We start from the raw sequence: 26910 nt of genomic DNA, 5'->3' as shown, positions 1-26910 counted from the left end.
AATGAGCGGCACCACATCGAGAATTACTTCGATGTCGCGCTCCGAAAGAAGTCCGCCGGTTTGTTTAAAAAATCGTCGATGCGTACCTGAAGCTGTGTCCAGTCGGGCACGGTCAGCAGGTCCAGATCGGGAATCATCAGCCCGGTGCAATGGGCAGTGATGAACTCGGCGCGTTCCTTGGCGGTTTTCAGTTTTTTCATCGCCTTGGTGGCGCGCAGTACCGGCATTTCCAGGGTTAGCGCGGTCATGCTGCGGCCACCGGCATTGAGCGGTTGCAGCAGTTGCACTTGATCGGGGTCTGCCGATGGCTCGCCCTGCCCTTCCTGTTCCAGAAAGTAAGCAGCCGGGCGGGTCGACATTTCGTGCACGTACTGGGCGATGCTCACGTAGTCAGGGCGCTTGAGTTGGTCGAGTTCCTTGACCGACAGCCCGGTGGCCAATTTCGCCAGTTCGAAAAACTGATCGTCCTCATCATCACCGGCACGGGCCAAGGCCTCTTTCTGCGCGGCGTAAAACAAGGGTTTGAGCTGAATCTGCTCGATCTGCACCTGATTGTCGGCGGTGATCGGCGACAGCAAGACGTGAACGGGAGGCGTCCAGAGCATGAAATGAATTCCTTGGTGGATCATGGGGAGGTGTTGCGTAAATGCCGATTGGAGAATGCAGATCAAAGGGATTGCAAAGCCCCTTGTGGGAGCGAGCTTGCTCGCGATGGCGGTGGGTCAGGCAACACAGTGTTGGATCTGCCGGCCTCATCGCGAGCAAGCTCGCTCCCACAGGGATAGTGTTTACGGCATCAACACGGCGCGGCGGGCATCACCGAGAATGTCGACGCCGTTGAGCATGAACTTCTGAGTGCGCACGTCGATGTCGATCACCGGAATGCCGTTTTCGAGGCGGTTGTAGGTACGGCAGGACAGCACGAGCGTGGTGGTGGGCTTGTCACCCATCTTCAACTTGGTCTCTTCGAGGGATTTCAATTTGCCGCCAACGGTGTGGTAGGTGAACCAGGTGTTGCCATCCTGATCCTGGCCGGCTTCACGGACGTTCAGCAGAATGTCGTCGCCCAAGGTCACACCGAGGGCCAGCATGATTTCCGGGCCAGCGCCTTGCAGGGTCAACGTGGCATTGAGCACTTTGCCGCTCTTGGCCATCTCCTCGCCGATAAAGCGCCCGCCGCGCATCTCTTCCATGTCGAATTCAATCTTCGGCGGGGTGAAGTCTTCCACAGTCGCCGACAACGGCAAGCCTTGCAGGGTGGCCGCGATGGCCTGTCTTACACGGTTGGTAAACATTAGAGAACATCCTCCAGGAACTGCTCGATGATTTCATCGCGGGCGTTGAGTTGGTAAACCATGTGTTCGTTCGGCGCGTAGCGGCCGTAGTCGATGACGATGAACCAGGTGCCGTTCTTGTACTTCTCGACGCTGTTCAATTCCGGGTGCAGATACACGCTGCCGCCCGGGATGGTTTCGTCGGCGACCAGGGTTTGCAGCCAGTCGTTGATGCGCTTGACCTCCTGATCCATGAACGACTTGGTCAGGTTCTTGGCCATGGCTTTCTGGCCGGCTTTCACCAACTTGCGGCTGATCGCATCTTCGAGGCCGACGTAGCTGATGAACTTGCCGGTGACGGAGCGGTTACCCAGCAGCGAGAAGCCGCCGAGGACAGTGCGGGCGTAATAGCTGATGCCATAACGGTTGAGCAGATCGCCTTCGGTGGAGGTGTCGAGGATGTTGTATTCCACCACCCGCGACACGTCTTCGGCGTAGGTCACCTGGTTGCCCGGGCTCTCCCATTGCTTGACCTTGGCCAGTGCGGCGATGGCCAGGCTGGAAGGTGCGAGGAATACGTTTTTCTTCGCCGCTTTGGAGTAAACGGCCGGCATGTTGTGCACGACCAGGCAACGGTCGAAACCGAGGTCGGCGCCGCCCAGTTCCTGGCTGTAAGTCACTTGATCAGCGACCGCGGCGTCCTTGCCGTCGAGCACTACGCGGGCCTTGATGCGTTTGCCGAACGAAGCGAATTCACTGGCCACAGCCTTGCTGCCAGTGAAGCCTGGCGCACCGATGATGGTCAGGTCTTCCGGCACACCGCCCAACGCGGCCAGACCCAGTTTGCGACCGGTCACCGGCTCGACGCCGCCGATCACGTTGTTGATGGTGTCCGCCGGGGCGGTGCCCTCTTCGACGATGACCACGTAGACCGGCACCTTCACCACTTTGAGGATCTGGTACACCGCGTGGTACAGCGTGCCCGACTCGGCGCCGGTCGGATCGAGCAGTGCCTGAGTGGTGAAGCTGTTGATGCGGAATGGGGAGTTACGCGGAATCAGCGGATCGGCTTTCGGCGCGGTGCCGACCAGGCCAATGACGTTGTCACCCAGGCTACCCATGGCCTCAGGGGATTCAGTGGCATTGACGGTAATGCCGTTGTGCTCGAAGTTCAAAACCTCAGCCATGTTATTCAGCCTTCTTGGCAGCGGCCTTCAAGGCCTTGGTGGATGTGGATTTCAGCTCCAGGCGACCGGCGCTGAGCAGTGCGTTGGCTTCGACGTCGAGCAGGTCGAGGTCCTGGCCGGCGGTGGACCAGTGACCACGTCCGACGGGGAACGGGACGAGGACGGTGTAGGTTTGGCGTTCTGCCATTTGGGTTTCTCCAGAGACGAAAAAGCCCCATTCGATTGGGGCTTTCGGGTGGTGTTGGGATGTAGCGGATAAGAAAACGCCCCGGCGGTGCGGGGCGTTTATTGAGGCGCGGTGATCGGTGTGGGCAGCGTTGAATCCGGCCACCCTTCAGCGAGCATTTCATCTGTATAGGTTCCCGCTTCGAGGGCGCGGAGCAAATGCAGCTCGCGGTCAAAGCAGGCCTGGACATGGGCACGAACAGCCTTCGCGATGGCGATAATTTGCTTGGAACCAATCTCGAAAAAACCGTCGAGTGTTTTGAAGTTGCAGCGATACGCAGGGTCAAGGATGGCCGAGAGGCCGGTGCTGGCAATCAGTGCCTGGCTGTCTCGGGCTGTCTCAATATTCATCTCATCGACAAAAACACCGGAGGCTTCACGAATGAAACGCTCAGCGGCAATTTTTTGGGCACGTTCCTCTGGTGCAGCAACGATTGTTTTTACGGGCAAAAACTCCCACTCGCCATCGACTTGAGCAGCCTTCCAACTTACAAGTGGCATTGGATAGACCTTATCGACACAGACCCAGACCAGGGACGGTGGGTACATCGATGTCGCCCTCTGTTTCGATCTGCTCTACAACCGTGCCGGCAAAGATATGAACATAAATACTCATCAAGTCCACTCCTCGATAATCACCACACCGTCGGCGCCATCTCCGCCCTTCAGGTTTACCGGGCAGGAGGGTCTAGATAAAGCGCCACCTCCGCCCGATCCAGGGGAGAACGCGTTTTCGCCCTCGGTGGTTTGACCTCGCGGGCTCGCACCCGCCCCAAACACGCTGGCGCCACCTTCACCAGACGTGCAAAAAGTGAGCACAGGGCCGTTAACTCCGCCACCGCCCTTGCCGCTTGCGTTGATCGTCGAGCCACCTGTCGCTCGTTCCGAGTTGGGTGATTGGCCCAAATACAGTGGAGGCGCTACGTTAGCAGCCAGTCCTCCGGCTCCACCTCCCGGGGCCGCCGCGACGCTACCCAAAGAGGTCCGGCCTCCATTGCCACCGATAGCAGCAAGAGCGCCTGCACCTCCTTTGCCGACAGTCACCTGCAGGCCGTCGAATCCTTGGGTAAGCCAACCTTCTGCATAGGCTCCTGAAGCACCGCCACAACCGGCGGAGAGTTGTGCGCTGGTGGTCGAAAATGCGCCGCCTCCGGCACCTCCGCCGCCCACCAGCCTGTACTTGATTTTTCCGGTGCCGGGTCCGGACTGATAGACCTCATTTGCCTTGATAACCCGAGTTCTCAAATAACGGCCCGAAGCTTTTCGAACCTCATCTACCAGTGCAGCAACATCGATAACACCCTGATTGACGGGTGCGTTCCAGGCTTTGATGCACCACATAACGGCAAGGTTACGAGGACGCGTTTCAGTCCCGCCCGTGTTTACGGTGTTGCCAGCATTCACCAATTGCATGGTGGTGCCGCTATCTACACCAGACAGAAAAGCTCCGGCTGAAATACTGGCCGGTGCACCATTAATATTACCGCCCTGCCAGACTCCGGCCGGATCGAACGTCGCAGCGGTATCATCAAAATAGCGATGGTTGTGTGCCTTGAAGGCTTCGCCTTGGAACGTCCCGATGTCTCGGCCAGCGTCTACTCCCCGTCCGTGATCCCAACCGCGTAGAAACTCACCCCGAGACTCAGGTAAACGGAAATTACCGACGCCCTCATCTCCCTTGTTGTATTTGCCCGCTAGATACGCGCTCAGATCGGGATAAACCGCACTGCTCTTGACGCTGTTATCCAGCTCAAGAAACCCCGGCGGTGGCGTATCAACCGGGAACGCGACAATCGCCCCCACCGGCAACGCCGAAGCCTTGGCAATCAGCGCCTCGATTTCAGGCTTGGTATAGGTATCCTTGATACCAAATCCGGCCAGCGTTTCAGGATTCGCCCCACCGGTTGCCCGTCCATACTTATCAACGGTCAAACTCTTGTAGGTGCCAGGCTGAATCCCGGTCCGCCCCGCCAACATCTCAAACGTCAGCGCAGTTGCATCCAGCGTAATAGGCCCGTTGGTGGTCAGGTGCCACAGCGAGTCACCATTCGCCGTTCCTTCTTCAACCATCACCGTAAGGCCCGGCGTTACCTTGGCGCTGGTGTTGGCGTCAGTCGTGCGGACCCAGGCGCCGTTGGCAACTACCCAAAGGCCGTTGTCCTTGGCCAACGTCTGCGTCGTCAGCAACACGCGATCGCCAGCAACAACCGCGACACCATCTATCTGTTGCGCACCGTTCAACACTAGGTTGCCAGTTGCGGCAACGCGAACCGATTGCTTGCCGTCGAGTTTGCCGAGTTCTTCGGCGAGGTAGCTCATGACCCAGGCACGGGTGGCCTTGACTACAGTGTCATCGATCAGAAGCGTCACCAACGACGCATTACTGGTCTCGAAAATCGAGCGAATGTAAAACTCTTTCCCCGATCCCGACGTTGCCAATACCGGTTTAAACGACTCCGGATATTTAACGATGGCGTACAAAACCCCGGTATCGGTCCAGATCCCGGCCTCACGCACATACCAGCCGCCAACCTCCGGCGGGATGGTGACTTCAGCGAGCAACCAGCTCGGGTTTTTCTCATCCTGGAACAGTGCATTGAGCGGCCCGCGCCAGACTTCGCGTTTCAGTGCGGTGGCCGTGGCGGCCGGGTTGTAGACGCTGCCACCACCGTCACCGACGGAAATCTGTGACAACTTGATCGGCAGGCCCGCCGCTTTGCAGGCAGTTTCGTAGGCGATCCCTGCGTTGGTAAGCAGGGTGTAGTAGTCGGCCATTTAGGACCCCTGAGGATAAATAGTGGTGGTTTCGACGGCGTAAAGCCCGGCGGCCATAAAGAACTGGCCCGAGGCTTCGAGCCCTTCGATGACAATCGGATAAACCGTGGTCAGCTCGCCGCACACGGTGGCGGCGCCGATGACGTGATTGCCGAAGGCACTCAGGCCGACGGAGACCTTTAAGGTGTCGCGCTCACTTTTGGCGTCCGCCAGGCGTCGATCAAGACGCGCATCGATTTCTTCGCTGTAGGGCTGCTCGGAAAAAGCCCTGACGGAAAAGCTGTAAGGCGCGCCCGGTGGTGTTTGTTCGTACCAGGCCCGCACATCGGGTTGGAGCCGCAAACCTTTGGCGGCGTTTTCCAACGCCTTTCGAGTACCGGCCTGCCGTGCGGTGGGCCACGCGAGTTCGACCGTCAAGCGCTTCTCAGCTTCAGGCGCTTCGGAACTCCACTCGCTGACACCGCGATCCGCGCCGAGGTACGGCAAGAACGCCAACGGTGTTTCGGCGGGGTTCATCAACTTCGGAAACGGCGGCGTAATGCGCTCAAGCATTTTGCCGAAACCGAGATCCAGCGCCCGTTCCAATGGCGAACTGTTGGCCGGCAACAGGCTCGGACGAGGTGTGTCGTCACTCATAACGTGTCCACCTCAACCTCGACACCCGTGCAATACGGGGCCTGGAACGCCGTCGTTACAATCGGCGCCAACGGTTCAAGGATTTGCAGTTGAACCGCGCCGGCGCTGTGCAGCGTGTAGTCGATCCAGCTCGGGTCCACCCGCCCTTCCAGGCGATGACAGGAGTCGGCATAGGCCTGCAATTGCTGTTGCGCGGCGACCTTGGTCAGCCCCGAATCGGGACCGGCGTTGATCTTCGCCACGACGCGGATTTTGTAGGTCTTGATTTGCGCGCCCTGCACGGTGACCAGGTCGGTTTCGGGGCGTACATCAGGCCGGGCGAAATGCTGGCGAACGCCATCGAGCAGGTCTGCGGACGGCGTGCCATCGCCCTCCCTGGCCAGCACGGTGACCATCACCTCGCCGGGCGCAGTGCGGCGTCCGTTGCCGTCCTTAACCTGTGCGGCATAGCCGTCCGGATCGAAGGTGTAGGTGACGGTCACCACGCCCGCCGCAGCGGTTTCGACCTTCACCGCAGGCCGTTCGCCGAGGGTAAAAACCTCCCGGCGATACTGCATCCGCGAACCCGCCGCCGGGGCATGGGGCGCCAGGTAATAACGCAACCGGGCGTCGTCGTCGCTTTCAAAAACCGGCGGGATCGGCGGGAATGCCGCCGGGTCGCCCGGGTCCAGCAGTTGACGTTCAAGGCCCATGTCCGCCAACCGTGCATCGAGGTTGCTGCCTGTGGCCCACCACGCCAGCATCTGCTTGATCCGGGCGTTGTATTTGCGTTCGTGGGTTTGCAGTCGCACACAAAACGCTTCAAGGGCCAGGGTCAGCAATTCACTTTCGTTTTCCAGGCTGACCACAAGCTTTGTCGCGCTCTCGGGGGAACGAGCGCCGACGTATTCAACGACGAACGTCTTGAACTCGGCGAGCAAGTCCTCAAACGCTTCGACGGTGACGATGGCCGGCTCGGCCAACTGGTTCTGGCCGGGGATCAACATACTCATGTCACCACCTCGAAGGTCTGTTGACGGTTTTTCCAGGTGCCGGCGAAGCGCAGCAACAAACCCGCGCCCTGGCGGCTGGCCACAATGACTTGCGGCTCAAAATCGTCGATGCCGTTCTGCTTGTTGTAGAACGCCTGCGCCGCATGGCTCTGGGCCAGGATCAGCACGTCGTCGCCGAGGTTCTGGCCCAGTAACTGCGGGAGTGTGCTGCCATACAGTGGTCGTTTCTGGCGTGTGCCCAACGGCGTGGTCAGTGCGCGGGTGGCGCGCTGTACAAACTGCAGCCAGTCGTCGACGGTGGCGCCGGTGTTTCTATCGATTCCGATCATGGGAAACCCTTTATTTGGGGCTGATGACACGCCCTTGGTGATCCACCACCGGGCCGCTCAGGTGCACGCCGGCAGCGTCGATCAGCAAACCGACCGCGCCCAGTTGCAAGGTGATCGCCTGGGGCGTCATCGCCAATCGGGCTGGGCCGATGCTCAGCTCAAGGGATTCGCGAGAACCGCTGAAAGCCGCCGGGCCGTTGTTCCAGTGCAGGACATGGCTGGCATCGTCGTAGCCGCTTTCCGTGCCGTCCTGATAGAGGCGACGGGTCAGCGAAGCCAGTGTCGAGGCCGGTGGAAACCGGTCGCCGTTAAGGCCGAACAGTGCAACGGATTGGCTACCGCCCTCGCCGCTGCCATGGTTCAGCAACAGGCATTGTTCGCCGACGGAGGGGATTCGCGACTCGCTTTGAGCACCGGCACTCGGGTTGAAAAAGCGGATGGCCGGGGTCAGCAATTCACCGTGGCGCACCTTGCAGGTGTTGCTGGCCGCATCGACTTCCTGGCACACGCCGATCCGACAAAAGCTGTCGGCGCGCCGATAGAGGTCTTCAAGTTCAGTCTCCATCTGCGCCAGACGCTCGATGATCGGACCCAGTTGCATGCGTAGCAGCGCGTCAAACATGGATCAGCCCTCGAGTGCGGTGTATTGATCCGGGTCGTCGATGTTCGACACTTCCCAGGTGCGGGCGAATTTCGGGATGCCTGTCGGGTCCTCCAGCAGCAATGGCCCGAGGTACAGCGTCTGGGTGAATGAAACGGTCCAGGCGTTGTATTCCCGTGTGCCGCTGAGGGATGTGGTCGGGAGGCCATCGATGTCCTGTGGCAGATCGCATTGATCGGCCGGCAGTTGCCAGCGATTGTCGGTGACAAGGTTTTTCAACTCGCTGACCAAGTCGCACACTTGCGGCCCCGGCGTCGGCAACACAACTTGCAACGAAACCGTCAGGACATGGGCGATGCGTCCGTTATTGGCGCGGTTGCCCGGCGCATCGTGGTCGATCGCGATCAGCACCCAGGTCGAATCGACGGTGCTGTCAAAGTCTTGATGGCTGCCGACCTTCACGCCGGGAAAGGCGATGCGCAATGCCTCGGCGATGGCGGAAACAAGCTGCGACGGTTTTTCGATGACAACGGGCATTAGTAACCTCCTGTGCCGTCGTTTTATGGTTGATCCGGATGAGAATCACGGGGCGGGACGTCGCAGACGCCAATGCGCTTCGCCGCCCATCGCTCATAAAGACCGATGGCCACGTCCGCTCCGGCCATCGCTGTCAGGCAGCCAAATGCGCATGCGGTCCAGATGGAAACGCCAGCGGCGTACAGCAACATGATCGCGGACACCCCGCAGATCACGCAGGCTCCGGAGCGCAGCGCCAGGCGCCGCAACAGTGCCCAACCGCGGGCGCCTTCCTTGTCGGCGCGCCACATTTCGCCAGACACCCCGCCCACCAGGGCGAGGACGATGACAAGCCAGATCGGCATGTCCAGCAACGCTTGTTGCTCGTTTGTCATGTCACGCCTCCGGGGGTGATTGATGAGTGGTCGGGCTGTATGTTTTGCACACAGCCTTGTGTGATGTCAGGCGAAAAGGGTTTAAAGACGCTCAACGATCACGTTGTCGATAAAAGCGAAGTTGTTGTACGGGTTCTGTTCGTTGAAAAAAGCCAACGTCGTTTGCGCCGCGTTCGCTGTGAAGTCATAAGTAATGGTGCTCCACTCGACCGTGACGCCTTTGGCGACCGGGGTATTAAAGGAGGCGGTTTGACCGGCCACTTTCACCTGAATGACACCCTCGCCGGAGCGGCTGGCGTATCGCGAGTTGCCTGCACTAAAGGTCAATCGGTACTTAGCGCCTGGCGTGGTGGCAAAGTTCTGCTGAATGCCTCCGCCGTTGCCGTAGACGTAGTTGGCCAAGTCGACAATCACCACGCCATCAGCCGCTACCGAACCGCCGATCGAGGCCGGCATGTTGAAGTACTCGGCACCGGACAGAAACGTCGTCCAACCGTTGATGAAGTTGGTTTTCGCAGTGGTATCCAGGATGCAACTACCGCTGCAGCCCGGCTGTTCAAAGCTGCCGTTGACCAAAAGGTTGGCGGCAACCGCGTTGCCCCCGCCAAACAGCGCAACAGACAGCAACAACGGGGCCACGTATTTTTTGAAACCGTTCATGGTTCACCTATTTAGTTAAATGAGTTGAGTGCGCGGCGGATGCAGCGCACATGTCGCTCACAGGCGATGACTCGAGGTTCGTGGCCTTCACATGATTCAACGTCCCGCAGCGGGAACATTTGATCTGGAGTTCGGTGTACTCGCCCAACCGGGCGAGCAGTCTTTTGCAATATCCACATCTGCAATCTTTCAACATCTGCAATGCCTTTGGCTTATGCCGGATCCTTCCTTATTGCAGTGACGATCCCTAGATGCGTACTTAAGGCCGCTCAGGCCACACGCTTTTCGCCAATGCGGTCCGGGCTCTAAACCAGCGTTTTTTGCGCCTGTCAGTAAGGAACAACTGGCCAGTCGATAGTCACCGGGTATCCGGATTGTTTATCGATGTCGCTGACCGCGATGCAGTACTGCTTGTGCGCAAGCAACAGCGTTTCATCTTCCGGCGTCGCTACGCCGGTATCCGCCTTGAACTGCAGAGAGTTGAGCAACAACCAACCACTGGCGACGTTCAATAGTTGCCACTTCTGCAACTCGGCCTGTTCGCGCAATTCCTGCTCGGTGGGCGGGGGCGGAACATAGGCGGCAAACGTCCAGACACCATCTGTTTTGGTGGCCACCCAACCCTGTTGTATTTGCGTGTTTCCAGTGATCTCGACCCAGATCAGGCTCGGAGGAAACATCTGCGTTATGTCGCCATCCGTTTCAAAAAACTCCACGACCCGGTCTTGCGAAATGCGTGCATATCGGCGCATGTAAAACTCCTTGTTGATGAATCTTCAATTGTTGTAACTGCATGCCGAATACTTGGTCGCGCATCGAAAAAAAACGGCGACTGCTCCAGATAGGCATTCCAAAAAGCCCGGCGCTTGCCGGGCTTTTCAGTAATGCGGTCCTGCTTTCGTCTGCGGTGCCTTTCTTAAGGACGTTCCGGCCATACGATGGTCAGCGGGAAACCCGGCTGTTTATTGACCTCGCTGAAAGCAACGCAGTACTGCTTGTAAGCCAGCAAATACGCTTGATCGGCCGCAGTGGCGAGCCCCAGATCGACCTTGGCGAGCAACGCAGCGGCGGTAACGCTGTTGATGACTTTGTCGAGCCGCGCTGCTCGCTCACGGCGCAGTTGGTTACCCAGTTCGGACTGCCAGTAAGGGGAGCCGTCGAAACTCCAGACGCCGTTGGTGTTGACGGCTTTAAAGGAATAATCAACCACGGTATCGCCGACCACTTCGACCCAGAACTGGTCAGCCGGAAACTCTTCGGTGATGGGGTTGTTGGTTTCATAGATGTTGTCGACTAGGCCATCAACAATGCGTGCGTACTTTTTCATTTGCATATCCTTACTGGTTGCCGCTAAACGGCATGACGTGATCTGCCTGTGTCAGGTAGGCATTCCAAAAAGCCCGGCACTTGCCGGGCTTTTCAGTAATGCGGTCCTTCGCGTTGATCTTTCGGCGCTACTGGCGCGGTACGGATCCATTCAAATTGTTTTTCCGACCGCGGTCCCTGCCCGCCGGATAACTGCTTCTGGTGCTTTACGCTGCACACCCGGGTCAGTTGCCAACCCTCTGAACCGTTGAGGCCGGTTCATCGCTGCCTTTGTGGTGGAACTAAAGAGCTTCGTTTCGAGCCGCTTTGTTGAGCGGCTTGAGACAAAGAATATGCATGGATGCATATACAGTCAATGCGTAAATGCATTTATTTATGCATTTATTTTGCGCTGACGCATGAAAGCCCCGCCAGCAAAGGCGCTGGTGGTTTTCGGCAGGCGAAAAAAAACCCGCCGGGTGGCGGGTTTTATCGGATAGCGGTGAGGTTAGCGGGCGTACATGCCCCACCAGAAGACGTGTCCAAGGATGACGATCTGCTCTTCCTGGATTTCCTGGAAGGTGTAGTCCTCATCCGGATGCTCATCGCGATTGAAGCTGCGCAGGCGAATGCCGGAGGGCAGGCGATAAAGCTGTTTCACCCGCAACTGGCCGTTATGGTTGATGGCGTACAGGTCGCCGTCAACGATGTCGCCAATCCCGCATTTGCCCGCATTGACCCCGACGGTGGCCCCGTCGCGCAGCACCGGCAACATACTGTTGCCGCGTACCGTCACGCACTTGGCCTGGTCGAACTGCACGCCGTTGTGACGCAGACTGCGCTTGCCGAAGCGCAAGCTGGAGCGCTCGCTTTCTTCGATGACGAATCTTCCTGATCCAGCAGCCAATTCAACCTCGCGAAGAAAGGGGACCGAGACCTCGTCGTCATCGACAGGGGTATCGTCGTCCCACAAGCTTATGTCCTTGAGTTCGGAATGTATGGGCTCGCGCCCCGCACCGCCGGCCGGCGCGACATCGGCGCGCCCGCGCAACTGATCGGTGCTCACGGCGAAGTACTCGGCGATCTTCGAGATGTGCTTATCCGAAGGATCGACGATCTTCCCGCTGAGAATGCGCGAGAGTGTGGATTGAGGCACGCCGGTGCGACGGTGAAGCTCCGTGGGGGAGATCCCGTGCTGATCGAGCAGCGCTCTTAAGACTGAAGAAACATTGCGTTTTTGCATAACGCGAATAGTGCTTGATCTTTTTTCAGAAGACAAATGCATAATTGCATAAAATCCACATAAATCCCGTACACAGGCAAAAAAGGTGCAGCAATACTGTCATGCCGGCGTCGGGCAGACCGAGCCTGATTATTTTTGCCAGTCGCGACACCGCCGGACTGGCTAGGCTCTCGCTGCGCTCCCACCAAAAATTTTGCAGGGGAGGATGCCCAGTCGTTATCGGTTGCACTCATCACTGTTGTCCAGATCGAGTAGGAGGCGGATTCACATCCGCCGTCCTCTCACACCACCGTATATACGGTTCCGTATACGGCGGTTCAGGCTATGCGGTTAAGCCGGTTTATCGTATTCAGTATCGAGACCAGCCCTAGTCGATCCCACGCCTTCCTCGGTAGCGCCTGATTCATATGTGGCGCTGCCGAGTTCCACCATGGGCCTCGGCCATTGACTGCCGATTTCCACGCCCGTGCCTCACCGAGTCCCAAACGTATCAAGTTGCGCGCCCTCGTAGAGGGCCGCTTCCATTGACGCCATACGACACAGCGAAGCTTGTGACGCACCCAACCGTCAATTTCCTCAAGCGGCCGCTTGCTCTGACTTAGTTTGAAGTATCCTGCCCAGCCACGCAGTACAGGGTTTATCCGCTCGATGACAGTCGCCATTTTGCAGCCCCTAGCATGACGTAACAGTATTCTCAATCGGTCGCGCAAGCGACCTAGACTCATCGTCGCCACTCTTAGTCTCGGCTGTTGATGCCAGCTCATCCCATAGCCTAAGTAATCACAGGCCCAAGGCCGTGCCACACGGCTCTTTTCCCGGTTCAACGTCAGTTTCAGGCGCTGGCTCAGGAAACGCTCGACGCCGGCCATCACTCGTTCGCCGGCACGGCGACTGCGCACATAGATGTTCGCGTCATCGGCGTAACGCACGAAGCGATGGCCCCGCCGTTCCAGCTCACGGTCGAGTTCGTTGAGCAGGATGTTCGACAGCAACGGCGAGAGCGGGCTGCCTTGCGGCGTCCCTTCCTGCCGTCGACTGACGAGTCCACCTGACATCGTTCTCGCTTCGAAGTAACGACGGATCAGCGTGAGTACACACCTGTCTTCGATTTGACGCGCCACGTAGGCCATCAGGACATCGTGGTTGACCCGATCAAAGAACCTCTCCAGATCAAGTTCCACGCACCAACGGTGACCCGCCGCCACATGGGCGCGGGCTATTTCGATGGCTTGGTGAGCGCTTCTGCCCGGACGAAAACCGTAGCTGTGGTCCGAGAACAGCGGGTCGAAGATCGGCGTGAGCTGTTGCAGCAGTGCCTGTTGGATCAAGCGGTCCACGACGCCGGGAATGCCAAGTTGCCTTGTGCCACCTTTGGGTTTGGGGATGTCGACGGCGCGCACACCTTGCGGGTGATACTCACCGGCCAGCAACCGAGCCCTAAGGATCGGCCAATACTGTTTCACGTAACCTGACAAATACTCGACCGTCATGCCATCGGCACCCGGCGCGCCCTTGTGGCTGACTACGCGTTGATACGCACGCTTGAGCGTTGGCGGGTGCAAGCACCCGCGCCATCAGAGTGTCCGGCTCCGCTTTCGTCCACATCACAGATGCCGTCGATACCTGTGCGCTGTCAGCCGTCATCCTCGGATTCTGTCCGGGACTCGGAGTAACAGTCTTCTCTGGGAGAAATTTCTGCATTTCGGTATTCAACGAGACTTCGACGCCTACTGGCGGCATAACCTGTTCGGCCCTTGGTGGCGTGGTCATTCGCCACTTACTACGGCTTCAGCTGACTTCTGCACGTTCATCCCGTCGCCTCTCGACGCTCGGTAGCACAATGGCAAACGTGCAGATCTCCCAGGGTAATTCGCGTGACCTTCCTGCTTATGCCTGTCGGATCTACGGCACAGCGTTCCGTGCAAGTATCGGGCTTTGACGGTTTGGGCCGTCTCATCCCGCTGCGCCGCCTCTATCCGCTTCCAGTTCGTCAGGCCAGCATTTTGCCTCGGGCTTCCTTCAGATTCGCAATCACCCGCGACACCCTTGCCTCTGGCTAACACTTCCCCTTGCCGGGCGTGTAGAGGACTTTCACCTCCAAGTCACCAGCGTGGCCACCACAGCCAAGCTGATTGCGCTTGCGCGCAACGCGCCATGCCTGGCGCACCCAATAAAAAACCGCCCGGAGGCGGTTCATTAATCCCAGTGCATCTATACAGTCTGTCGACTTGGTGAAGAACTCCAGAAGGTGATCACTTTTCCAAACTTAATCCCAGGTCGCTCTATGAATCTTTCAGAAAACACAGACAACGGAATCGTGATCGCCGTGGAAATAATCGCCGACCCCAACCCTGCAGCCAGCTTATGATCGATAGTAAATTGAACAAAGTAAGTTTCCATCACACCCCAAACAAGATACAGAATCGGTACATTTATAAGATAGAAGCTATAACTGACCCTTCCCATAAACAGTGACGGCTTGGACACCAAAAATCTGTACACGGCCCCACTTGAGACTATCGAAGCAAAATACACCACAAAGCCGCCGATAAATGTCTGAGCAATCAGACCAGAAACTCCGCTTCTAGGCACAACATGGCGGGCAAAAACAAAGGCGATAATAGCTACCGACAAATGCCAAGGTTTAGCATCAAATCGAATGCTTTTGATTTGAGGTGAGGCAACACCTACTCCGACTGCAAAGGCAAGTAGATAGGGCCAAAGATTACCCAAATATCCAACCAATACAGGATAATCAATCGCAAACATGGAATAGCATGTCGCTAATACAAGGGCGAAAAAGCCGTATTTCCTTCTCAACAAGACAAAGGCAACAACAAACGGTGCCGCCAACACCTCAACAAGAAGGCTCCAGGAAGGCCCATGAATAGTAATATCATAGAGCGTAGAGCTTTTCCAAAACACATCAAATGTGACCGCAGGATAAACAATCCATCCTTTGGACAAAAGAAAGATAGCCCAATATAAAAGCATACATCCAAACATGGCCGGATATATCCTAGCCAATCTTTTAACAAGAAAATCAGCAGAATTTATGAGGGGTCGACCATCTCTATCTAAAGTCCTATCAAGCGATCCACTAAGTACATATCCGCTCAATACAAAAAAAATCATAACAGCGCTATCGCCGTTAAAAACAGCAAGAAGAAACTTACTTAGTAAATCCCTCCCGCCTTGCATCGCAGCGACGGGTGCATAAAGCACACGTTCAATAAGCCCAATATTAAAATGCAGTATTCCATGAAAGAACGTAACTGCCAGTGCCGCCCACCCTCTGATACCATCCAGAGCGGCCACATGCCGAATTGAACTACTACTATCCATAACCGCTCCTTATTTTCGCGGATTGTACATGCTTGGGCTACCGTTTGAAACGAAGCATGCAGTGCTGGCGAGTGGGCTAAGGCAATCGATGTACGGGCGACACTCCGAGTAGGTCAATCCGGGGGGGGCGCTCGTCAGCAGGATCAACGCGTCGTCATGTACGATCCGGAGAACTTACGTTGCGCAGTTTTTCCCTGGCAGGGTCCGGTTCACTACGGCGGGCTCGCGTCCGGCACCTGCGGCCGGCGCGACATCCGCGCGCCCACGCAACTGATCCGTGCTCACGGCGTGGCGTCTTCGCAAAATTCACTCACACCGGGGGCCCGTCAGAATATCGGCGTTCGGCCACCCATCATTAGTACCCACGTGACACTGCCTCGACGGGCGCATTCCGGGATCAAATTGCTGTAGAATCCGGCGCAAATCTAGGAGGACCAGATGCCGACTTCACCGTTACGCCCGGGAATTATCCCTCACCGGACTGCGTTTCTTCGCCGCATTGTTGGTGTTTTTCTCGCATTAACCCATTTCCGGCATTAACGATCGTATCGGCACTTTTCTAACCTCAGGTTATTCCGGTGTTGTTTTCTTCTTTGTGCTTTCCGGATTCATTATCACCTATAACTACTTGGGCAGATTTGAGTCCACCCCTTTAATCAATACACCGCGATATCTATGGGCGAGATTTTGCAGAGTTTATCCCATCTATTTCCTGACGATGGCATTCGTTTGGCTTCATCAAGGGGCTGAAGGTCCGGTGGCAATCTATTTGCTGGCCCTAGTCTTGGCATCCAGATATAAGCGTCATTGGCGGGCTAAACGGGCCCGCTTGGAGCGTTAGCGTTGAAGCGTTCCTCTACCTTATTTTTCCACTTCTTTTACCCTTATTCGATAAATTTAAAATTATTCAGTCCAAAGGCCGCCTGATGCTCGGCAGTCTTGATAGTCGCAATCCAGTTTGGACTGGCAGCGTACCTTTCCATGCCGCCAAGAGACGCTCTCCCTGCCGCAGACCCGAACTCAGCTCATCGCTGGCTTTCCAATTTTCCACTGTCACGCATTCTTGATTTAAGCCTGGGCATACTGGCTGCGATATTCTTTACCCGGCACTTACACTCTGCAACCAATGAGCGAATATGGAGACTGACATCATATGCCAGCCTTGCAGCAGTCATAGCGGTGATGTCATCAAAACAATTGTACTTCTCCGCTTATAGTTGGGATGCCGTCTACGCTGGCGCGTTCGTCTTGATTATTCTATCGTTGGCGATGGATCAAGCCGGGAGCATAAGTAAGTTCCTTTCAAAAAGGAATATTGTTTTCCTAGGGGGGAAGCATCGTTTGCGTTTTACATGACTCATCTCATTACCCTTCCGATATTTACATTAAAAACGCAAAGTTCTCCCCTTATCAACTTGGCTTTTGAGCTGATTTTTCTGGGGTTGATAATAACCATGTCCATCGGACTGCATTTAGTCGTAGAAAAACCTTGCCGTGACTTCCTCAGTGGACTGCTTCCAAAACCCAGAATCACAAAACTGAAACAATAGAAACGGAACGTTATGGCTCTTATGTGGTAGTTCGACACCCCCCAAGCGAACAGGCCGTCACTCGACAGTCTGTGCAACAAGATATTCAACTAGCCGCCCTCTATACGTTTTTTACACATCCTCACATCTGCGAAACCGGGAACACAAAATCGTCCGCGATCCATTAACGCTAGTCATCCGGCCGCAACTCCCCAACCAGACCCGATACCCGACCACCCATGGTAACCTTGCGCCCATCGCGGAAAAGCCGGGCCGATGCCCCTCCTTTGCCCTACACCTTTCAACGAGTTTTCCTGATTTCCGATGAATAAAGCTATCTCCGATCTGTCCTCGCACACGCCGATGATGCAGCAATACTGGCGCCTGAAAAATCAGCACCCCGACCAGCTGATGTTCTACCGCATGGGCGACTTCTACGAGATCTTCTATGAAGACGCGAAGAAGGCCGCCAAGTTGCTGGACATCACCCTGACCGCCCGTGGGCAGTCGGCGGGCCAGGCGATTCCGATGTGTGGGATTCCTTACCATGCCGCCGAAGGTTACCTGGCGAAACTGGTCAAGCTCGGCGAGTCGGTGGTGATCTGTGAGCAGGTCGGCGATCCGGCGACCAGCAAGGGGCCGGTGGATCGTCAGGTGGTGCGGATCATCACGCCGGGGACGGTCAGTGACGAAGCGTTGCTGGATGAGCGTCGGGACAACCTGATCGCGGCGGTGCTGGGTGACGAGCGTCTGTTCGGTCTGGCGGTGCTGGACATCACCAGCGGCAACTTCACCGTGCTGGAAATCAAAGGCTGGGAAAACCTGCTGGCAGAACTGGAGCGGGTCAATCCGGTGGAGCTGATGATCCCGGACGATTGGCCAAAAGACCTGCCAGCGGAAAAACGCCGTGGGGTTCGTCGTCGTGCGCCGTGGGATTTCGAGCGCGATACGGCGCTGAAAAGTCTTTGCCAACAATTCTCGACCCAAGACCTTAAAGGCTTCGGCTGCGAGAACCTGACCCTGGCCATCGGCGCCGCCGGTTGCCTGCTCAGCTACGCCAAGGAAACCCAGCGCACCGCCCTGCCGCACTTGCGCAGCCTGCGTCATGAACGCCTGGACGACACCGTGGTGCTGGACGGCGCGAGCCGTCGCAACCTGGAACTGGACACCAACCTGGCTGGCGGTCGCGAGAACACGTTGCAATCGGTGGTTGATCGCTGCCAGACCGCCATGGGCAGCCGCTTGCTGACCCGTTGGCTGAACCGTCCGCTGCGGGACTTGACCGTGCTGCTGGCGCGTCAGTCCTCTATTACCTGCCTGCTTGATGGCTACCGTTTCGAAAAGCTGCAACCACAGCTCAAGGAAATCGGCGATATCGAGCGGATCCTGGCGCGGATTGGTTTGCGCAATGCTCGTCCTCGCGACCTGGCGCGTCTGCGCGACGCCCTCGGTGCACTGCCCGAGTTGCAAGTGGCGATGGCCGAGCTCGAAGCCCCGCACATCATCCAACTGGCCGCGACCACCAGCACCTACCCGGAACTGGCGGCGCTGCTGGAAAAAGCCATTATTGACAACCCGCCAGCGGTCATCCGTGACGGCGGCGTGTTGAAAACCGGTTACGACGCCGAACTCGACGACCTGCAATCGCTCAGCGAAAACGCCGGGCAGTTCCTGATCGACCTCGAAGCCCGGGAGAAGGCCCGTACCGGCCTGTCGCACCTGAAAGTCGGTTACAACCGCATCCACGGTTATTTCATCGAGCTGCCGAGCAAACAGGCCGAATCGGCGCCAGCGGACTACATCCGTCGCCAGACACTCAAGGGCGCCGAGCGCTTCATCACGCCGGAACTGAAGGCGTTCGAAGACAAGGCCCTGTCGGCCAAGAGCCGTGCCCTGGCCCGCGAGAAGATGCTCTACGAAGCGCTGCTCGAAGACTTGATCGCCCAGTTGCCACCGCTGCAAGACACCGCCGCCGCACTGGCCGAGCTGGACGTGCTGAGCAACCTCGCCGAGCGGGCGCTGAACCTTGATCTGAACTGCCCGCGCTTCGTCAGCGAGCCGTGCATGCGCATCACCCAGGGTCGTCACCCGGTGGTCGAGCAAGTGCTGAGCACGCCGTTCGTGGCCAACGACCTGAGCCTCGACGACAACACGCGCATGCTGGTGATCACCGGTCCGAACATGGGCGGTAAATCCACCTACATGCGCCAGACCGCATTGATCGTGTTGCTGGCACACATCGGCAGCTTCGTGCCGGCGGCCAGTTGCGAATTGTCCCTGGTGGATCGCATCTTTACCCGGATCGGTTCCAGCGATGACTTGGCCGGCGGGCGTTCGACCTTCATGGTCGAGATGAGCGAGACCGCGAACATCCTGCACAACGCCACCGAACGCAGCCTGGTGCTGATGGACGAAGTTGGTCGCGGCACTAGCACCTTCGACGGCCTGTCCCTGGCCTGGGCCGCGGCCGAGCGACTGGCGCACCTGCGCGCCTATACGCTGTTCGCCACCCACTACTTCGAATTGACAGTGTTGCCGGAAGCCCAGCCGCTGGTGGCCAACGTGCATTTGAACGCCACCGAGCACAACGAACGCATCGTGTTCCTGCACCACGTGCTGCCGGGGCCGGCCAGCCAAAGCTACGGCCTGGCCGTTGCGCAGTTGGCCGGTGTGCCAAGCGAAGTGATCGTGCGTGCTCGCGAGCACCTCGGGCGGCTGGAAGCCACCGCCCTGCCCCACGAAGTGCCGAAGCCCGTCAAAGGCAAACCGGCTGCGCCGCTGCAGAGCGACATGTTCGCCAGCCTGCCCCATCCGGTGCTCGATGAGCTGGCCAAACTGGATCTGGACGACATGAGTCCGCGTCGTGCGCTGGAAATGCTCTATACACTAAAGACACGGATCTAACGCACTTGCCTGCAAGCTGTTAGAATCTCGCGCGGTTTGGGATGCTGCCGGCGTTTAGCCCGCCTGCAGACTATCGCTCCCGAACCTGGCGACCCCAACGTGAAGGGGCTCCGCTGCCGCCGCCTGAGGAGAGAATTAGAAATGACCTTCGTCGTCACCGACAACTGCATCAAGTGCAAGTACACCGACTGCGTAGAAGTCTGTCCGGTGGACTGCTTTTACGAAGGCCCGAACTTCCTGGTGATTCACCCGGATGAGTGCATCGACTGCGCCCTGTGCGAACCTGAATGCCCGGCCGTGGCCATCTTCTCCGAAGATGAAGTCCCGGAAGACATGCAGGAGTTCATTCAGTTGAACGTTGATCTGGCCGAAATCTGGCCGAACATCACCGAGAAGAAAGATTCGTTGCCCGGTGCAGAAGAGTGGGATCGCGTGCTCAACAAATCTGTAGGCAGCAAGCTGAAAGAACTCGAACGCTAATTACCCCGCGTTCCCGAAAAGGCCCCTTGCGGGCCTTTTTGCTTTTCTACAGGCAAAAAAAAGGGGCGGTTTGACCCGCCCACATTTTTTCCCTATTCCCTGTATTCCTTTTCATCGTCCTGATGAATCGCGTCCTGCGATGTCCTTCCCCTCTTCCTTGAAGGGCGTGTCTATCCGTCGACACAACCCAGATACTAGAGAATTCCCCGGCATGAGCAACCGCACTCCGGGGCCAAAACTGGCTGTCATATGCACTTCATAAAACAAAATATCTATATAAGTCAGCCAGTTAAAACAATCTCATTGAAAGAATGGACAACTACCAACCTGTAAAAATAACGAACACTTACGAAAGAGTAAGCGAAGTCTTACAACGCGAGACTACGAACCTGAGATTTTCTCCAGGCAACAAAAAGCCCCGAACCAGTCGGGGCTTCTTGTTGCCACTGAATGAGCGCTTATTGAAACAGCGACTCACTCGACAGGCCGTTCTTCTCGAGAATTTCTCGAAGTCGCTTAAGGCCTTCCACCTGGATTTGCCTGACCCGCTCCCGGGTCAAACCGATTTCCAGGCCTACGTCTTCAAGCGTGCTGCTCTCGTGACCGCGCAGGCCGAAGCGGCGTATCACCACCTCGCGTTGCTTGTCGGTCAGCTCCGAGAGCCACTGATCGATGCTCTGGGACAGGTCATCGTCCTGTAGCAGTTCGCATGGATCGGTTGGACGATCGTCGGTAAGGGTGTCCAGCAGGGTTTTATCCGAATCCGGACCCAGCGAGACGTCGACCGAAGAAACCCGCTCGTTCAGGCCGAGCATGCGCTTGACCTCGCCTACCGGTTTTTCCAGCAGGTTGGCGATTTCTTCGGGTGAGGGTTCGTGATCGAGCTTTTGCGTCAGCTCCCGTGCAGCCCGCAGGTACACGTTGAGTTCCTTGACCACATGGATCGGCAACCGGATGGTCCGGGTCTGATTCATGATCGCGCGCTCGATGGTCTGACGAATCCACCAGGTTGCGTAGGTCGAGAAGCGGAAGCCGCGCTCGGGGTCGAACTTTTCCACTGCCCGGATCAGGCCGAGGTTGCCCTCTTCGATCAGGTCCAGCAGCGACAAGCCACGATTGACGTAACGCCGGGCGATTTTCACCACCAGCCGCAGGTTACTTTCGATCATGCGCTTGCGCCCTGCCGGATCGCCACTTTGCGACAACCGCGCAAAATGAACTTCTTCTTCCGGGGAGAGCAGCGGGGAAAAGCCGATTTCATTGAGATACAACTGCGTGGCATCGAGTGCCCGCGTGTAGTCGATGTACTTGTGTTGCTTTAACGAAGCGGAGTGTTTGGATTTGGCACGAACGGAAGGTGGTGCAGCCCCTTCATCATTCGACATCGAATCCGTAGCGATGCCGGTCTCCATAAGGAGAACCTCATCGTCGATGTCAAACTCCGGCACTTCTTTACTGAGAGCCATTGTTATAGTCCTTTGGTGAGTTCGACCTCAAGCCCAAGCGGCGCCTTTATCCTTGGCAACGCTGGAGCCTGTTCCCTCTACGTGACGGAACAGGCTGACAACAAATCAACGACGTGGCAGGAATTGCAGCGGATCTACAGGTTTACCTTGTCGGCGAATCTCAAAATGCAGTTTCACCCGGTCTGTACCCGTTGACCCCATTTCGGCAATTGTCTGTCCGACTTTGACCTGCTGCCCCTCCCGAACCAACAGCCTGCGGTTATGTCCGTAGGCACTGACGTAGGTATCGCTGTGTTTGATGATGACTAATTCGCCGTAGCCCCTTAAGCCACTCCCGGCGTATACCACCGTCCCATCAGACGCAGCTAAAACAGGCTGTCCCAAATCTCCGGCGATATCAATTCCTTTATTCAAACTACCGTTTGAAGAGAATTTTCCAATTAATATGCCATTAGAAGGCCATCCCCAGCCGGTCGGGGCTGGGCCCGCAGGAGGCAGTGGAGCGAGTGTCGGCTTGCTCGCGACGGACGGTGCAACCACCGCAGTACTGGTGGTTGTGCCATTCGGCTGGCGTCGGATTACCGTGGTTTTCAGCGACGAAGAAGGCGTTGAATCCGAGGCGCTGGCAACTGCCGTCGGCGTTGAACCGGTGCGACCATCGAAGCGAATTGTCTGACCCGGATGGATCGTATACGGCGTAGGAATATTGTTCCGGGCGGCGAGGGCTTTGTAGTCCCAACCGTAGCGAAAAGCGATCGAGAACAGGGTGTCTTTAGGTCGGACGACATATTGACCTGTAGTAACTGCCGGACGCTGGGCGACGGAATTGTTGCGGTCCACGACGCCTACAGTGCTCGATTTGGTGCTGGAGCAACCGGCCAGCAACGTGCTCAAGACAAGGCCAGTCACCAGGCGCTGAAAGCTTGTTGTACCCATACGCTGCGCAATGACTGTGAGACTCACCCGCCGCTCCCTTTGTGGTGGCTGAAAATGTGGATTGCCGTGATCCGGCACGAAATGTCGCAAGTATAACGGGCCGAACAGGCTTTACCTTTAATGAAGCGAAATCGCTTCGCGCACACGTTTGCTGCCTGCCGATAAATCCCGTTTAACGAATCGATGCCGCTGTAAGACAGGGGCAATCGCAGAGAATTCAGCGCGGCAAAACAAATGCTCAGGCCAGTGGCCCGTTGAGCAATGGCACGAAGCGTACCGCCCCCAAAACGCGCCGGGAAAAGCCCTGTTCTTCGCGGATGATCAGCATCAATTGCTGGACCTCTCCGGAACCCACCGGAATCACCAGGCGCCCGCCCGGCGCCAACTGATCGAGCAGTGCCTGGGGCACATCCGTGGCGACGGCGGTGACGATAATGCCGTTATACGGGGCCAGTGCCGGCCAGCCTTCCCAGCCATCGCCCCAGCGGAACACCACGTTGCGCAGGTTCAGCTCCACCAGGCGTTCCTTGGCCCGATCTTGCAACACCTTGATGCGCTCCACGGAAAACACCCGCTCCACCAGTTGCGACAACACGGCGGTCTGGTAACCCGAACCGGTGCCGATCTCCATCACCTTGTCCAGCGGACCGGCCTCCAGCAGCAGCTCGCTCATGCGCGCCACCATATAAGGCTGGGAGATGGTCTGGTTGTTGCCGATCGGCAGCGCCGTGTCTTCGTAGGCGCGGTGGGCCAACGCCTCGTCGACGAACAGGTGGCGCGGAGTACGGCGGATGACTTCCAGCACCTTGGCGTTGGAAATCCCCTCTTCATACAGCCGCTGAATCAGGCGTTCGCGGGTGCGTTGAGAGGTCATCCCGATGCCGCGACGCAGCATATCGTCTTGTTCACGAGACATTAACGCAGCCCCTCCAGCCAGCCATCGAGACTTCTGAAGGCATCATTGAAGGTGCGATCCAGTTGTAGTGGAGTGATTGAGACATAGCCCTGCATCACCGCATGGAAATCAGTGCCCGGGCCGCCGTCTTCGGCGTCCCCTGAGGCGGCAATCCAATAGCCGGACTTGCCCCGTGGATCGACGACTTTTATGGGCGCCGCCGCGCGGGCGCGATGCCCGAGGCGGGTCAACTGGATGCCACGGATATGATCCAGCGGCAAGTTGGGAATATTCACGTTCAGCACCGTGCGCGGTGGCAGCCGGAGGTCAGCATGGGCTTCGACCAGTTTGCGCGCAAAGTAGGCGGCTGTGGGAAGGTTCTCTATTTGCCGTGAGACCAACGAAAAGGCAAACGAAGGACGCTCCAGGAAGCGACCTTCAAGGGCCGCCGCCACGGTGCCGGAATACAGCACGTCATCCCCCAGGTTAGCGCCCAGGTTGATACCGGAAACCACCATGTCCGGTTCGCGCTCCAGCAAGCCGTTAAGGCCCAGGTGCACGCAATCGGTGGGTGTGCCATTGAGGCTGATAAAGCCGTTGGCCAGGGTTTGCGGGTGCAACGGACGGTCGAGCGTCAGCGAGCTGCTGGCGCCGCTTTTGTCTTGGTCCGGGGCGATAACCACGCATTCGGTGTAATCCGCCAGCGCAGCATAAAGCGCGGCGAGACCGGGTGCGGTTACCCCATCGTCGTTAGAAATCAGAATACGCATGGGCTGTCCGTCTGCCCCACCGGCACCAGATCGACGAGTTCGCGCACCAATACGGTGGCGAAGCATCCGGCCGGGAGGACGAATTCCAGTTGCAGAATGTCAGGCTCGGGATAATGCCACGTCAACCCACCAATGGGCAGCCGCAGGATGCGACGTTCGTGGCTCATACCGGCGTTAATCAACCAATCGCGCAAGTCTGCTTCGCGGCTGGCGATTGCCTGCTCCAGTTCATGGACAGCGCCCGTGGTCGGCGAGTCACCTTCGCCCCACTGCGGGCCGGTCGGATGCAGGTCAAGAATCGCCAGGCGCGGATCGCTGCATTCGGCTTCACCTGCCGGAAAAAAGCTGCGGCTGTCGGTGAAGGCCAGTAAATCGCCGACCTGGGCACGCTGCCAAGTACCATCCGCTACACGTGCCGCCAGCACTTGATTGAACAGAAAACTGCGGGCAGTGGAGAGCAGGCGCGAACGCACGTTGCGCTGCTCCGGCAACGCCTTGCGCGCCGCCCAGGCCCGGGCATCGACCACGTTGCCGCCGTCGAACCCGAAACGCTGGGCGCCGAAATAATTGGGAATACCTTTTTCGGCGATCAGTTGCAGGCGTTCTTCAATCGCGGCCTTGTCACCGGAAAATTGGGTCAGACGCAAGGTGAAACCGTTGGCCGAGTGAGCACCGCGTTGCAGCTTGCGTTTATGCCGGCCGGTCTTGAGGATCTTCAGCGTATCGTTTTCCGCTGCCGACAGATCAGGATCGGCCTTGCCCGGCAGTTGCACGCTGAACCACTGGCGAGTCAGCGCCTGACGGTCCTTGAGACCCGCGTAACTGACGGTGCGCAATGGCACGCCCGCAGCCTTGGCTATCCGCCGTGCTGCTTCTTCGGTGTTCAGACCGCGCTTTTCCACCCAGATCCACAGGTGTTCGCCATCGCCACTCAAAGGAATATTGAGCACTTCGTCAACCTGGAAATCTTCAGCCGTGGCTTTCAGTACCGCTGTGCCGAGGGCTTCGCCATAGGCACGCGGGCCGAGCAGTTGTGCCTCGTTCATGCGCGCAGCAACAAGGCAACGGAATGCACGGCAATGCCTTCTTCGCGACCGACAAAGCCAAGCTTTTCGGTGGTGGTAGCTTTCACGTTCACTTGATCCAACTCAACTTGAAGATCCGCGGCAATCAGCGCGCGCATCGATTCGATATGCGGGGCCATTTTCGGCGCCTGGGCGACGATGGTGTTATCGACGTTGCCGACTTTCCAGCCCTTGGCATGGATCAGTGCGACGACGTGACGCAACAGCACACGGCTGTCGGCGCCCTTGAATGTCGGGTCGGTGTCCGGGAAGTGCTTGCCGATATCACCCAGCGCAGCGGCGCCGAGCAAGGCATCGCTCAAGGCGTGCAGCAGGACGTCACCGTCGGAGTGAGCGAGCAGCCCGAAGCCGTGTGCGATTCGCACGCCGCCCAGAGTAATGAAATCGCCTTCAGCGAAACGGTGCACATCATAGCCGTGGCCAATACGCATAAAAAAACGCCCCGATTTTTGTCAGGGCGTGATTCTACCTGCATTAAAGGCCTAGGGCGCGTGCGTGATGCTGCAAGTGGTCGTCAATGAAGCTGGCGATGAAGAAATAGCTGTGGTCGTAGCCCGGTTGCAGGCGCAACGTCAGCGGATGACCCGCCAGTTTAGCCGCTTGTTGCAGGGCTTCAGGCTTTAGCTGGGTAGCGAGGAAATCGTCACGATCACCTTGGTCGACCAGCAACGGTAGCTGCTCATCGGCCTCGGCGATCAAGGCGCAGGCATCCCATTCGCGCCATTTCGAACGGTCTTCGCCCAGGTAGCGAGAAAAAGCCTTCTGGCCCCACGGGCAATCCATCGGATTGTTGATCGGCGAAAACGCCGACACCGACTGATAACGCCCCGGATTGCGCAGCGCACAGACCAATGCACCGTGGCCGCCCATGGAGTGGCCGCTGATGCCGCGTTTCTCCGAAGCAGGGAAATGCGCTTCGACCAATGCCGGCAATTCCTGCACCACGTAGTCATGCATCCGATAGTGCCGGGACCACGGTTCCTGCGTGGCATTCAGATAGAACCCGGCGCCGAGCCCGAAGTCCCACGCGCCGTCCGGATCACCCGGCACATCGGCACCACGGGGGCTGGTGTCCGGCGCAACGATAATCAGCCCAAGTTCAGCGGCCATGCGCAGGGCGCCGGCCTTGTGCATGAAGTTCTCGTCGGTGCAGGTCAGGCCGGACAGCCAGTACAGCACCGGCAACTTGCCGCCCTGCTCCGCTTGCGGCGGCAGGTACACGGCGAACACCATGTCGCAGCCGAGCACGTCGGAGCGGTGCCGATAGCGTTTGTGCCAGCCGCCGAAGCTTTTCTGGCAGGAGATGTTTTCCAGACTCATGGGAGTGCTCCCAGCTGTAAGCCACAAGCTTAAAGCTGCAAG

General features: G+C 57.7%; 27 protein-coding genes and 1 pseudogene. 2 read left to right on the top strand and 26 right to left on the bottom strand.

The annotated features are described in order from the left end of the window. Positions 1 to 23 precede the first annotated feature (23 nt). The 19 genes and pseudogenes from BK665_RS12385 to BK665_RS12290 all read right to left on the bottom strand — a co-directional run bounded on the left by BK665_RS12385 (position 24) and on the right by BK665_RS12290 (position 15483). Positions 24 to 605: a phage tail assembly protein gene (locus BK665_RS12385; protein ID WP_123405830.1), complete on the bottom strand. Its 582-nt coding sequence runs from the start codon at positions 603 to 605 to the stop codon at positions 24 to 26. Between the two features lie 183 nt (positions 606 to 788). Beyond that, positions 789 to 1295 (bottom strand): phage major tail tube protein, encoded by a 507-nt coding sequence (locus BK665_RS12380; RefSeq protein ID WP_123405828.1) that lies wholly within the window; start codon positions 1293 to 1295, stop codon positions 789 to 791. Further along, positions 1295 to 2461, bottom strand: a complete 1167-nt coding sequence (locus BK665_RS12375; protein WP_123405826.1) for a phage tail sheath protein — start codon at positions 2459 to 2461, stop codon at positions 1295 to 1297. Before BK665_RS12375 ends, BK665_RS12380 begins: the two co-directional genes overlap by 1 nt. Position 2462: 1 nt before the next feature. Beyond that, the gene (locus BK665_RS12370; protein ID WP_123405824.1) at positions 2463 to 2648 is read right to left on the bottom strand and encodes a hypothetical protein; all 186 of its coding nucleotides are present in this window, start codon (positions 2646 to 2648) and stop codon (positions 2463 to 2465) included. Between the two features lie 98 nt (positions 2649 to 2746). Continuing rightward, complete coding sequence (locus tag BK665_RS12365; protein WP_123405822.1) at positions 2747 to 3235, bottom strand: DUF4376 domain-containing protein; 489 nt, start codon at positions 3233 to 3235, stop codon at positions 2747 to 2749. A gap of 66 nt (positions 3236 to 3301) precedes the next feature. Continuing rightward, entirely contained in the window at positions 3302 to 5461 is a 2160-nt protein-coding gene (locus BK665_RS12360; RefSeq protein ID WP_259699599.1) for a phage tail-collar fiber domain-containing protein, read from the bottom strand. Beyond that, positions 5462 to 6097, bottom strand: a complete 636-nt coding sequence (locus tag BK665_RS12355; protein WP_123405820.1) for a phage tail protein I — start codon at positions 6095 to 6097, stop codon at positions 5462 to 5464. Further along, a complete protein-coding gene (locus BK665_RS12350) occupies positions 6094 to 7089 on the bottom strand; it encodes a baseplate J/gp47 family protein (protein WP_123405818.1) in 996 nt (331 codons plus the stop codon). The genes BK665_RS12355 and BK665_RS12350 overlap by 4 nt, the downstream gene beginning before the upstream one ends. After that, positions 7086 to 7418 carry a phage baseplate protein gene (locus BK665_RS12345; protein WP_123405816.1) on the bottom strand — a complete coding sequence of 111 codons (333 nt, stop codon included), beginning with the start codon at positions 7416 to 7418 and terminating at the stop codon, positions 7086 to 7088. Before BK665_RS12345 ends, BK665_RS12350 begins: the two co-directional genes overlap by 4 nt. A 10-nt stretch (positions 7419 to 7428) precedes the next feature. Next, complete coding sequence (locus tag BK665_RS12340) at positions 7429 to 8040, bottom strand: phage baseplate assembly protein V (protein ID WP_123405814.1); 612 nt, start codon at positions 8038 to 8040, stop codon at positions 7429 to 7431. A 3-nt stretch (positions 8041 to 8043) separates the two neighbouring features. After that, positions 8044 to 8556, bottom strand: a complete 513-nt coding sequence (locus BK665_RS12335) for a hypothetical protein (RefSeq protein WP_123405812.1) — start codon at positions 8554 to 8556, stop codon at positions 8044 to 8046. Between the two features lie 23 nt (positions 8557 to 8579). Further along, positions 8580 to 8930 carry a phage holin family protein gene (locus BK665_RS12330; protein WP_123405810.1) on the bottom strand — a complete coding sequence of 117 codons (351 nt, stop codon included), beginning with the start codon at positions 8928 to 8930 and terminating at the stop codon, positions 8580 to 8582. 81 nt (positions 8931 to 9011) lie between these two features. Next, positions 9012 to 9590 carry a DUF642 domain-containing protein gene (locus BK665_RS12325; protein WP_123405808.1) on the bottom strand — a complete coding sequence of 193 codons (579 nt, stop codon included), beginning with the start codon at positions 9588 to 9590 and terminating at the stop codon, positions 9012 to 9014. 7 nt (positions 9591 to 9597) lie between these two features. Next, a complete protein-coding gene (locus BK665_RS12320) occupies positions 9598 to 9786 on the bottom strand; it encodes a Com family DNA-binding transcriptional regulator (protein WP_123405806.1) in 189 nt (62 codons plus the stop codon). A gap of 133 nt (positions 9787 to 9919) precedes the next feature. Next, on the bottom strand, positions 9920 to 10342 hold the full coding sequence (locus tag BK665_RS12315; protein ID WP_123405804.1) for a tail fiber assembly protein: 423 nt from the start codon (positions 10340 to 10342) through the stop codon (positions 9920 to 9922). A gap of 164 nt (positions 10343 to 10506) precedes the next feature. Then, the gene (locus BK665_RS12310) at positions 10507 to 10917 is read right to left on the bottom strand and encodes a tail fiber assembly protein (RefSeq protein ID WP_123405802.1); all 411 of its coding nucleotides are present in this window, start codon (positions 10915 to 10917) and stop codon (positions 10507 to 10509) included. A 486-nt stretch (positions 10918 to 11403) separates the two neighbouring features. Further along, positions 11404 to 12138 carry a LexA family transcriptional regulator gene (locus tag BK665_RS12305; protein WP_123405800.1) on the bottom strand — a complete coding sequence of 245 codons (735 nt, stop codon included), beginning with the start codon at positions 12136 to 12138 and terminating at the stop codon, positions 11404 to 11406. A gap of 317 nt (positions 12139 to 12455) precedes the next feature. Then, positions 12456 to 13878: pseudogene (gene ltrA / locus BK665_RS12295) on the bottom strand (group II intron reverse transcriptase/maturase). 471 nt (positions 13879 to 14349) lie between these two features. Then, entirely contained in the window at positions 14350 to 15483 is a 1134-nt protein-coding gene (locus tag BK665_RS12290) for an acyltransferase family protein (RefSeq protein ID WP_123405796.1), read from the bottom strand. Positions 15484 to 17348: 1865 nt separating this feature from the next. Here BK665_RS12290 and mutS point away from each other — a divergent pair. Continuing rightward, a complete protein-coding gene (mutS, locus tag BK665_RS12285) occupies positions 17349 to 19916 on the top strand; it encodes a DNA mismatch repair protein MutS (RefSeq protein WP_185076508.1) in 2568 nt (855 codons plus the stop codon). 141 nt (positions 19917 to 20057) lie between these two features. Then, positions 20058 to 20396, top strand: a complete 339-nt coding sequence (gene fdxA, locus BK665_RS12280; RefSeq protein ID WP_123405792.1) for a ferredoxin FdxA — start codon at positions 20058 to 20060, stop codon at positions 20394 to 20396. Between the two features lie 458 nt (positions 20397 to 20854). Here the strand turns inward: fdxA and rpoS are convergent, their stop codons facing one another. The 7 genes from rpoS to fghA all read right to left on the bottom strand — a co-directional run bounded on the left by rpoS (position 20855) and on the right by fghA (position 26868). After that, positions 20855 to 21862: an RNA polymerase sigma factor RpoS gene (gene rpoS, locus BK665_RS12275; RefSeq protein ID WP_054047143.1), complete on the bottom strand. Its 1008-nt coding sequence runs from the start codon at positions 21860 to 21862 to the stop codon at positions 20855 to 20857. Positions 21863 to 21967: 105 nt separating this feature from the next. Further along, complete coding sequence (locus BK665_RS12270) at positions 21968 to 22825, bottom strand: peptidoglycan DD-metalloendopeptidase family protein (RefSeq protein ID WP_123405790.1); 858 nt, start codon at positions 22823 to 22825, stop codon at positions 21968 to 21970. Positions 22826 to 23036: 211 nt separating this feature from the next. After that, positions 23037 to 23672, bottom strand: a complete 636-nt coding sequence (locus BK665_RS12265) for a protein-L-isoaspartate(D-aspartate) O-methyltransferase (protein ID WP_173860469.1) — start codon at positions 23670 to 23672, stop codon at positions 23037 to 23039. A gap of 41 nt (positions 23673 to 23713) precedes the next feature. Further along, on the bottom strand, positions 23714 to 24463 hold the full coding sequence (gene surE / locus BK665_RS12260; protein ID WP_123405788.1) for a 5'/3'-nucleotidase SurE: 750 nt from the start codon (positions 24461 to 24463) through the stop codon (positions 23714 to 23716). After that, positions 24451 to 25509 carry a tRNA pseudouridine(13) synthase TruD gene (gene truD / locus BK665_RS12255; protein ID WP_123405786.1) on the bottom strand — a complete coding sequence of 353 codons (1059 nt, stop codon included), beginning with the start codon at positions 25507 to 25509 and terminating at the stop codon, positions 24451 to 24453. The genes surE and truD overlap by 13 nt, the downstream gene beginning before the upstream one ends. Continuing rightward, positions 25506 to 25979, bottom strand: coding sequence for a 2-C-methyl-D-erythritol 2,4-cyclodiphosphate synthase (gene ispF, locus BK665_RS12250; protein WP_010462780.1), 474 nt, complete (start codon positions 25977 to 25979; stop codon positions 25506 to 25508). Before ispF ends, truD begins: the two co-directional genes overlap by 4 nt. 43 nt (positions 25980 to 26022) lie before the next feature. After that, a complete protein-coding gene (gene fghA, locus BK665_RS12245; RefSeq protein WP_123405784.1) occupies positions 26023 to 26868 on the bottom strand; it encodes an S-formylglutathione hydrolase in 846 nt (281 codons plus the stop codon). Positions 26869 to 26910: the final 42 nt, after the last annotated feature.

The sequence above is a fragment of the Pseudomonas frederiksbergensis genome (assembly GCF_003732665.1).
GTDB classification, from domain to species: Bacteria; Pseudomonadota; Gammaproteobacteria; order Pseudomonadales; family Pseudomonadaceae; genus Aquipseudomonas; species Aquipseudomonas frederiksbergensis_G.
Note: the sequence above shows the minus strand (reverse complement) of the source record. Positions and strands in the feature narration are given on the sequence as shown.

Coding starts and splice junctions, on each gene's coding strand:
- BK665_RS12385 (WP_123405830.1), bottom strand. CDS start 605: ATGCTCTGGACGCCTCCCGTTCACGTCTTGCTGTCGCCGATCACCGCC.
- BK665_RS12380 (WP_123405828.1), bottom strand. CDS start 1,295: ATGTTTACCAACCGTGTAAGACAGGCCATCGCGGCCACCCTGCAAGGC.
- BK665_RS12375 (WP_123405826.1), bottom strand. CDS start 2,461: ATGGCTGAGGTTTTGAACTTCGAGCACAACGGCATTACCGTCAATGCC.
- BK665_RS12370 (WP_123405824.1), bottom strand. CDS start 2,648: ATGGCAGAACGCCAAACCTACACCGTCCTCGTCCCGTTCCCCGTCGGA.
- BK665_RS12365 (WP_123405822.1), bottom strand. CDS start 3,235: ATGTACCCACCGTCCCTGGTCTGGGTCTGTGTCGATAAGGTCTATCCA.
- BK665_RS12360 (WP_259699599.1), bottom strand. CDS start 5,461: ATGGCCGACTACTACACCCTGCTTACCAACGCAGGGATCGCCTACGAA.
- BK665_RS12355 (WP_123405820.1), bottom strand. CDS start 6,097: ATGAGTGACGACACACCTCGTCCGAGCCTGTTGCCGGCCAACAGTTCG.
- BK665_RS12350 (WP_123405818.1), bottom strand. CDS start 7,089: ATGAGTATGTTGATCCCCGGCCAGAACCAGTTGGCCGAGCCGGCCATC.
- BK665_RS12345 (WP_123405816.1), bottom strand. CDS start 7,418: ATGATCGGAATCGATAGAAACACCGGCGCCACCGTCGACGACTGGCTG.
- BK665_RS12340 (WP_123405814.1), bottom strand. CDS start 8,040: ATGTTTGACGCGCTGCTACGCATGCAACTGGGTCCGATCATCGAGCGT.
- BK665_RS12335 (WP_123405812.1), bottom strand. CDS start 8,556: ATGCCCGTTGTCATCGAAAAACCGTCGCAGCTTGTTTCCGCCATCGCC.
- BK665_RS12330 (WP_123405810.1), bottom strand. CDS start 8,930: ATGACAAACGAGCAACAAGCGTTGCTGGACATGCCGATCTGGCTTGTC.
- BK665_RS12325 (WP_123405808.1), bottom strand. CDS start 9,590: ATGAACGGTTTCAAAAAATACGTGGCCCCGTTGTTGCTGTCTGTTGCG.
- BK665_RS12320 (WP_123405806.1), bottom strand. CDS start 9,786: ATGTTGAAAGATTGCAGATGTGGATATTGCAAAAGACTGCTCGCCCGG.
- BK665_RS12315 (WP_123405804.1), bottom strand. CDS start 10,342: ATGCGCCGATATGCACGCATTTCGCAAGACCGGGTCGTGGAGTTTTTT.
- BK665_RS12310 (WP_123405802.1), bottom strand. CDS start 10,917: ATGAAAAAGTACGCACGCATTGTTGATGGCCTAGTCGACAACATCTAT.
- BK665_RS12305 (WP_123405800.1), bottom strand. CDS start 12,138: ATGCAAAAACGCAATGTTTCTTCAGTCTTAAGAGCGCTGCTCGATCAG.
- BK665_RS12290 (WP_123405796.1), bottom strand. CDS start 15,483: ATGGATAGTAGTAGTTCAATTCGGCATGTGGCCGCTCTGGATGGTATC.
- fdxA (WP_123405792.1), top strand. CDS start 20,058: ATGACCTTCGTCGTCACCGACAACTGCATCAAGTGCAAGTACACCGAC.
- rpoS (WP_054047143.1), bottom strand. CDS start 21,862: ATGGCTCTCAGTAAAGAAGTGCCGGAGTTTGACATCGACGATGAGGTT.
- BK665_RS12265 (WP_173860469.1), bottom strand. CDS start 23,672: ATGACCTCTCAACGCACCCGCGAACGCCTGATTCAGCGGCTGTATGAA.
- surE (WP_123405788.1), bottom strand. CDS start 24,463: ATGCGTATTCTGATTTCTAACGACGATGGGGTAACCGCACCCGGTCTC.
- truD (WP_123405786.1), bottom strand. CDS start 25,509: ATGAACGAGGCACAACTGCTCGGCCCGCGTGCCTATGGCGAAGCCCTC.
- ispF (WP_010462780.1), bottom strand. CDS start 25,979: ATGCGTATTGGCCACGGCTATGATGTGCACCGTTTCGCTGAAGGCGAT.
- fghA (WP_123405784.1), bottom strand. CDS start 26,868: ATGAGTCTGGAAAACATCTCCTGCCAGAAAAGCTTCGGCGGCTGGCAC.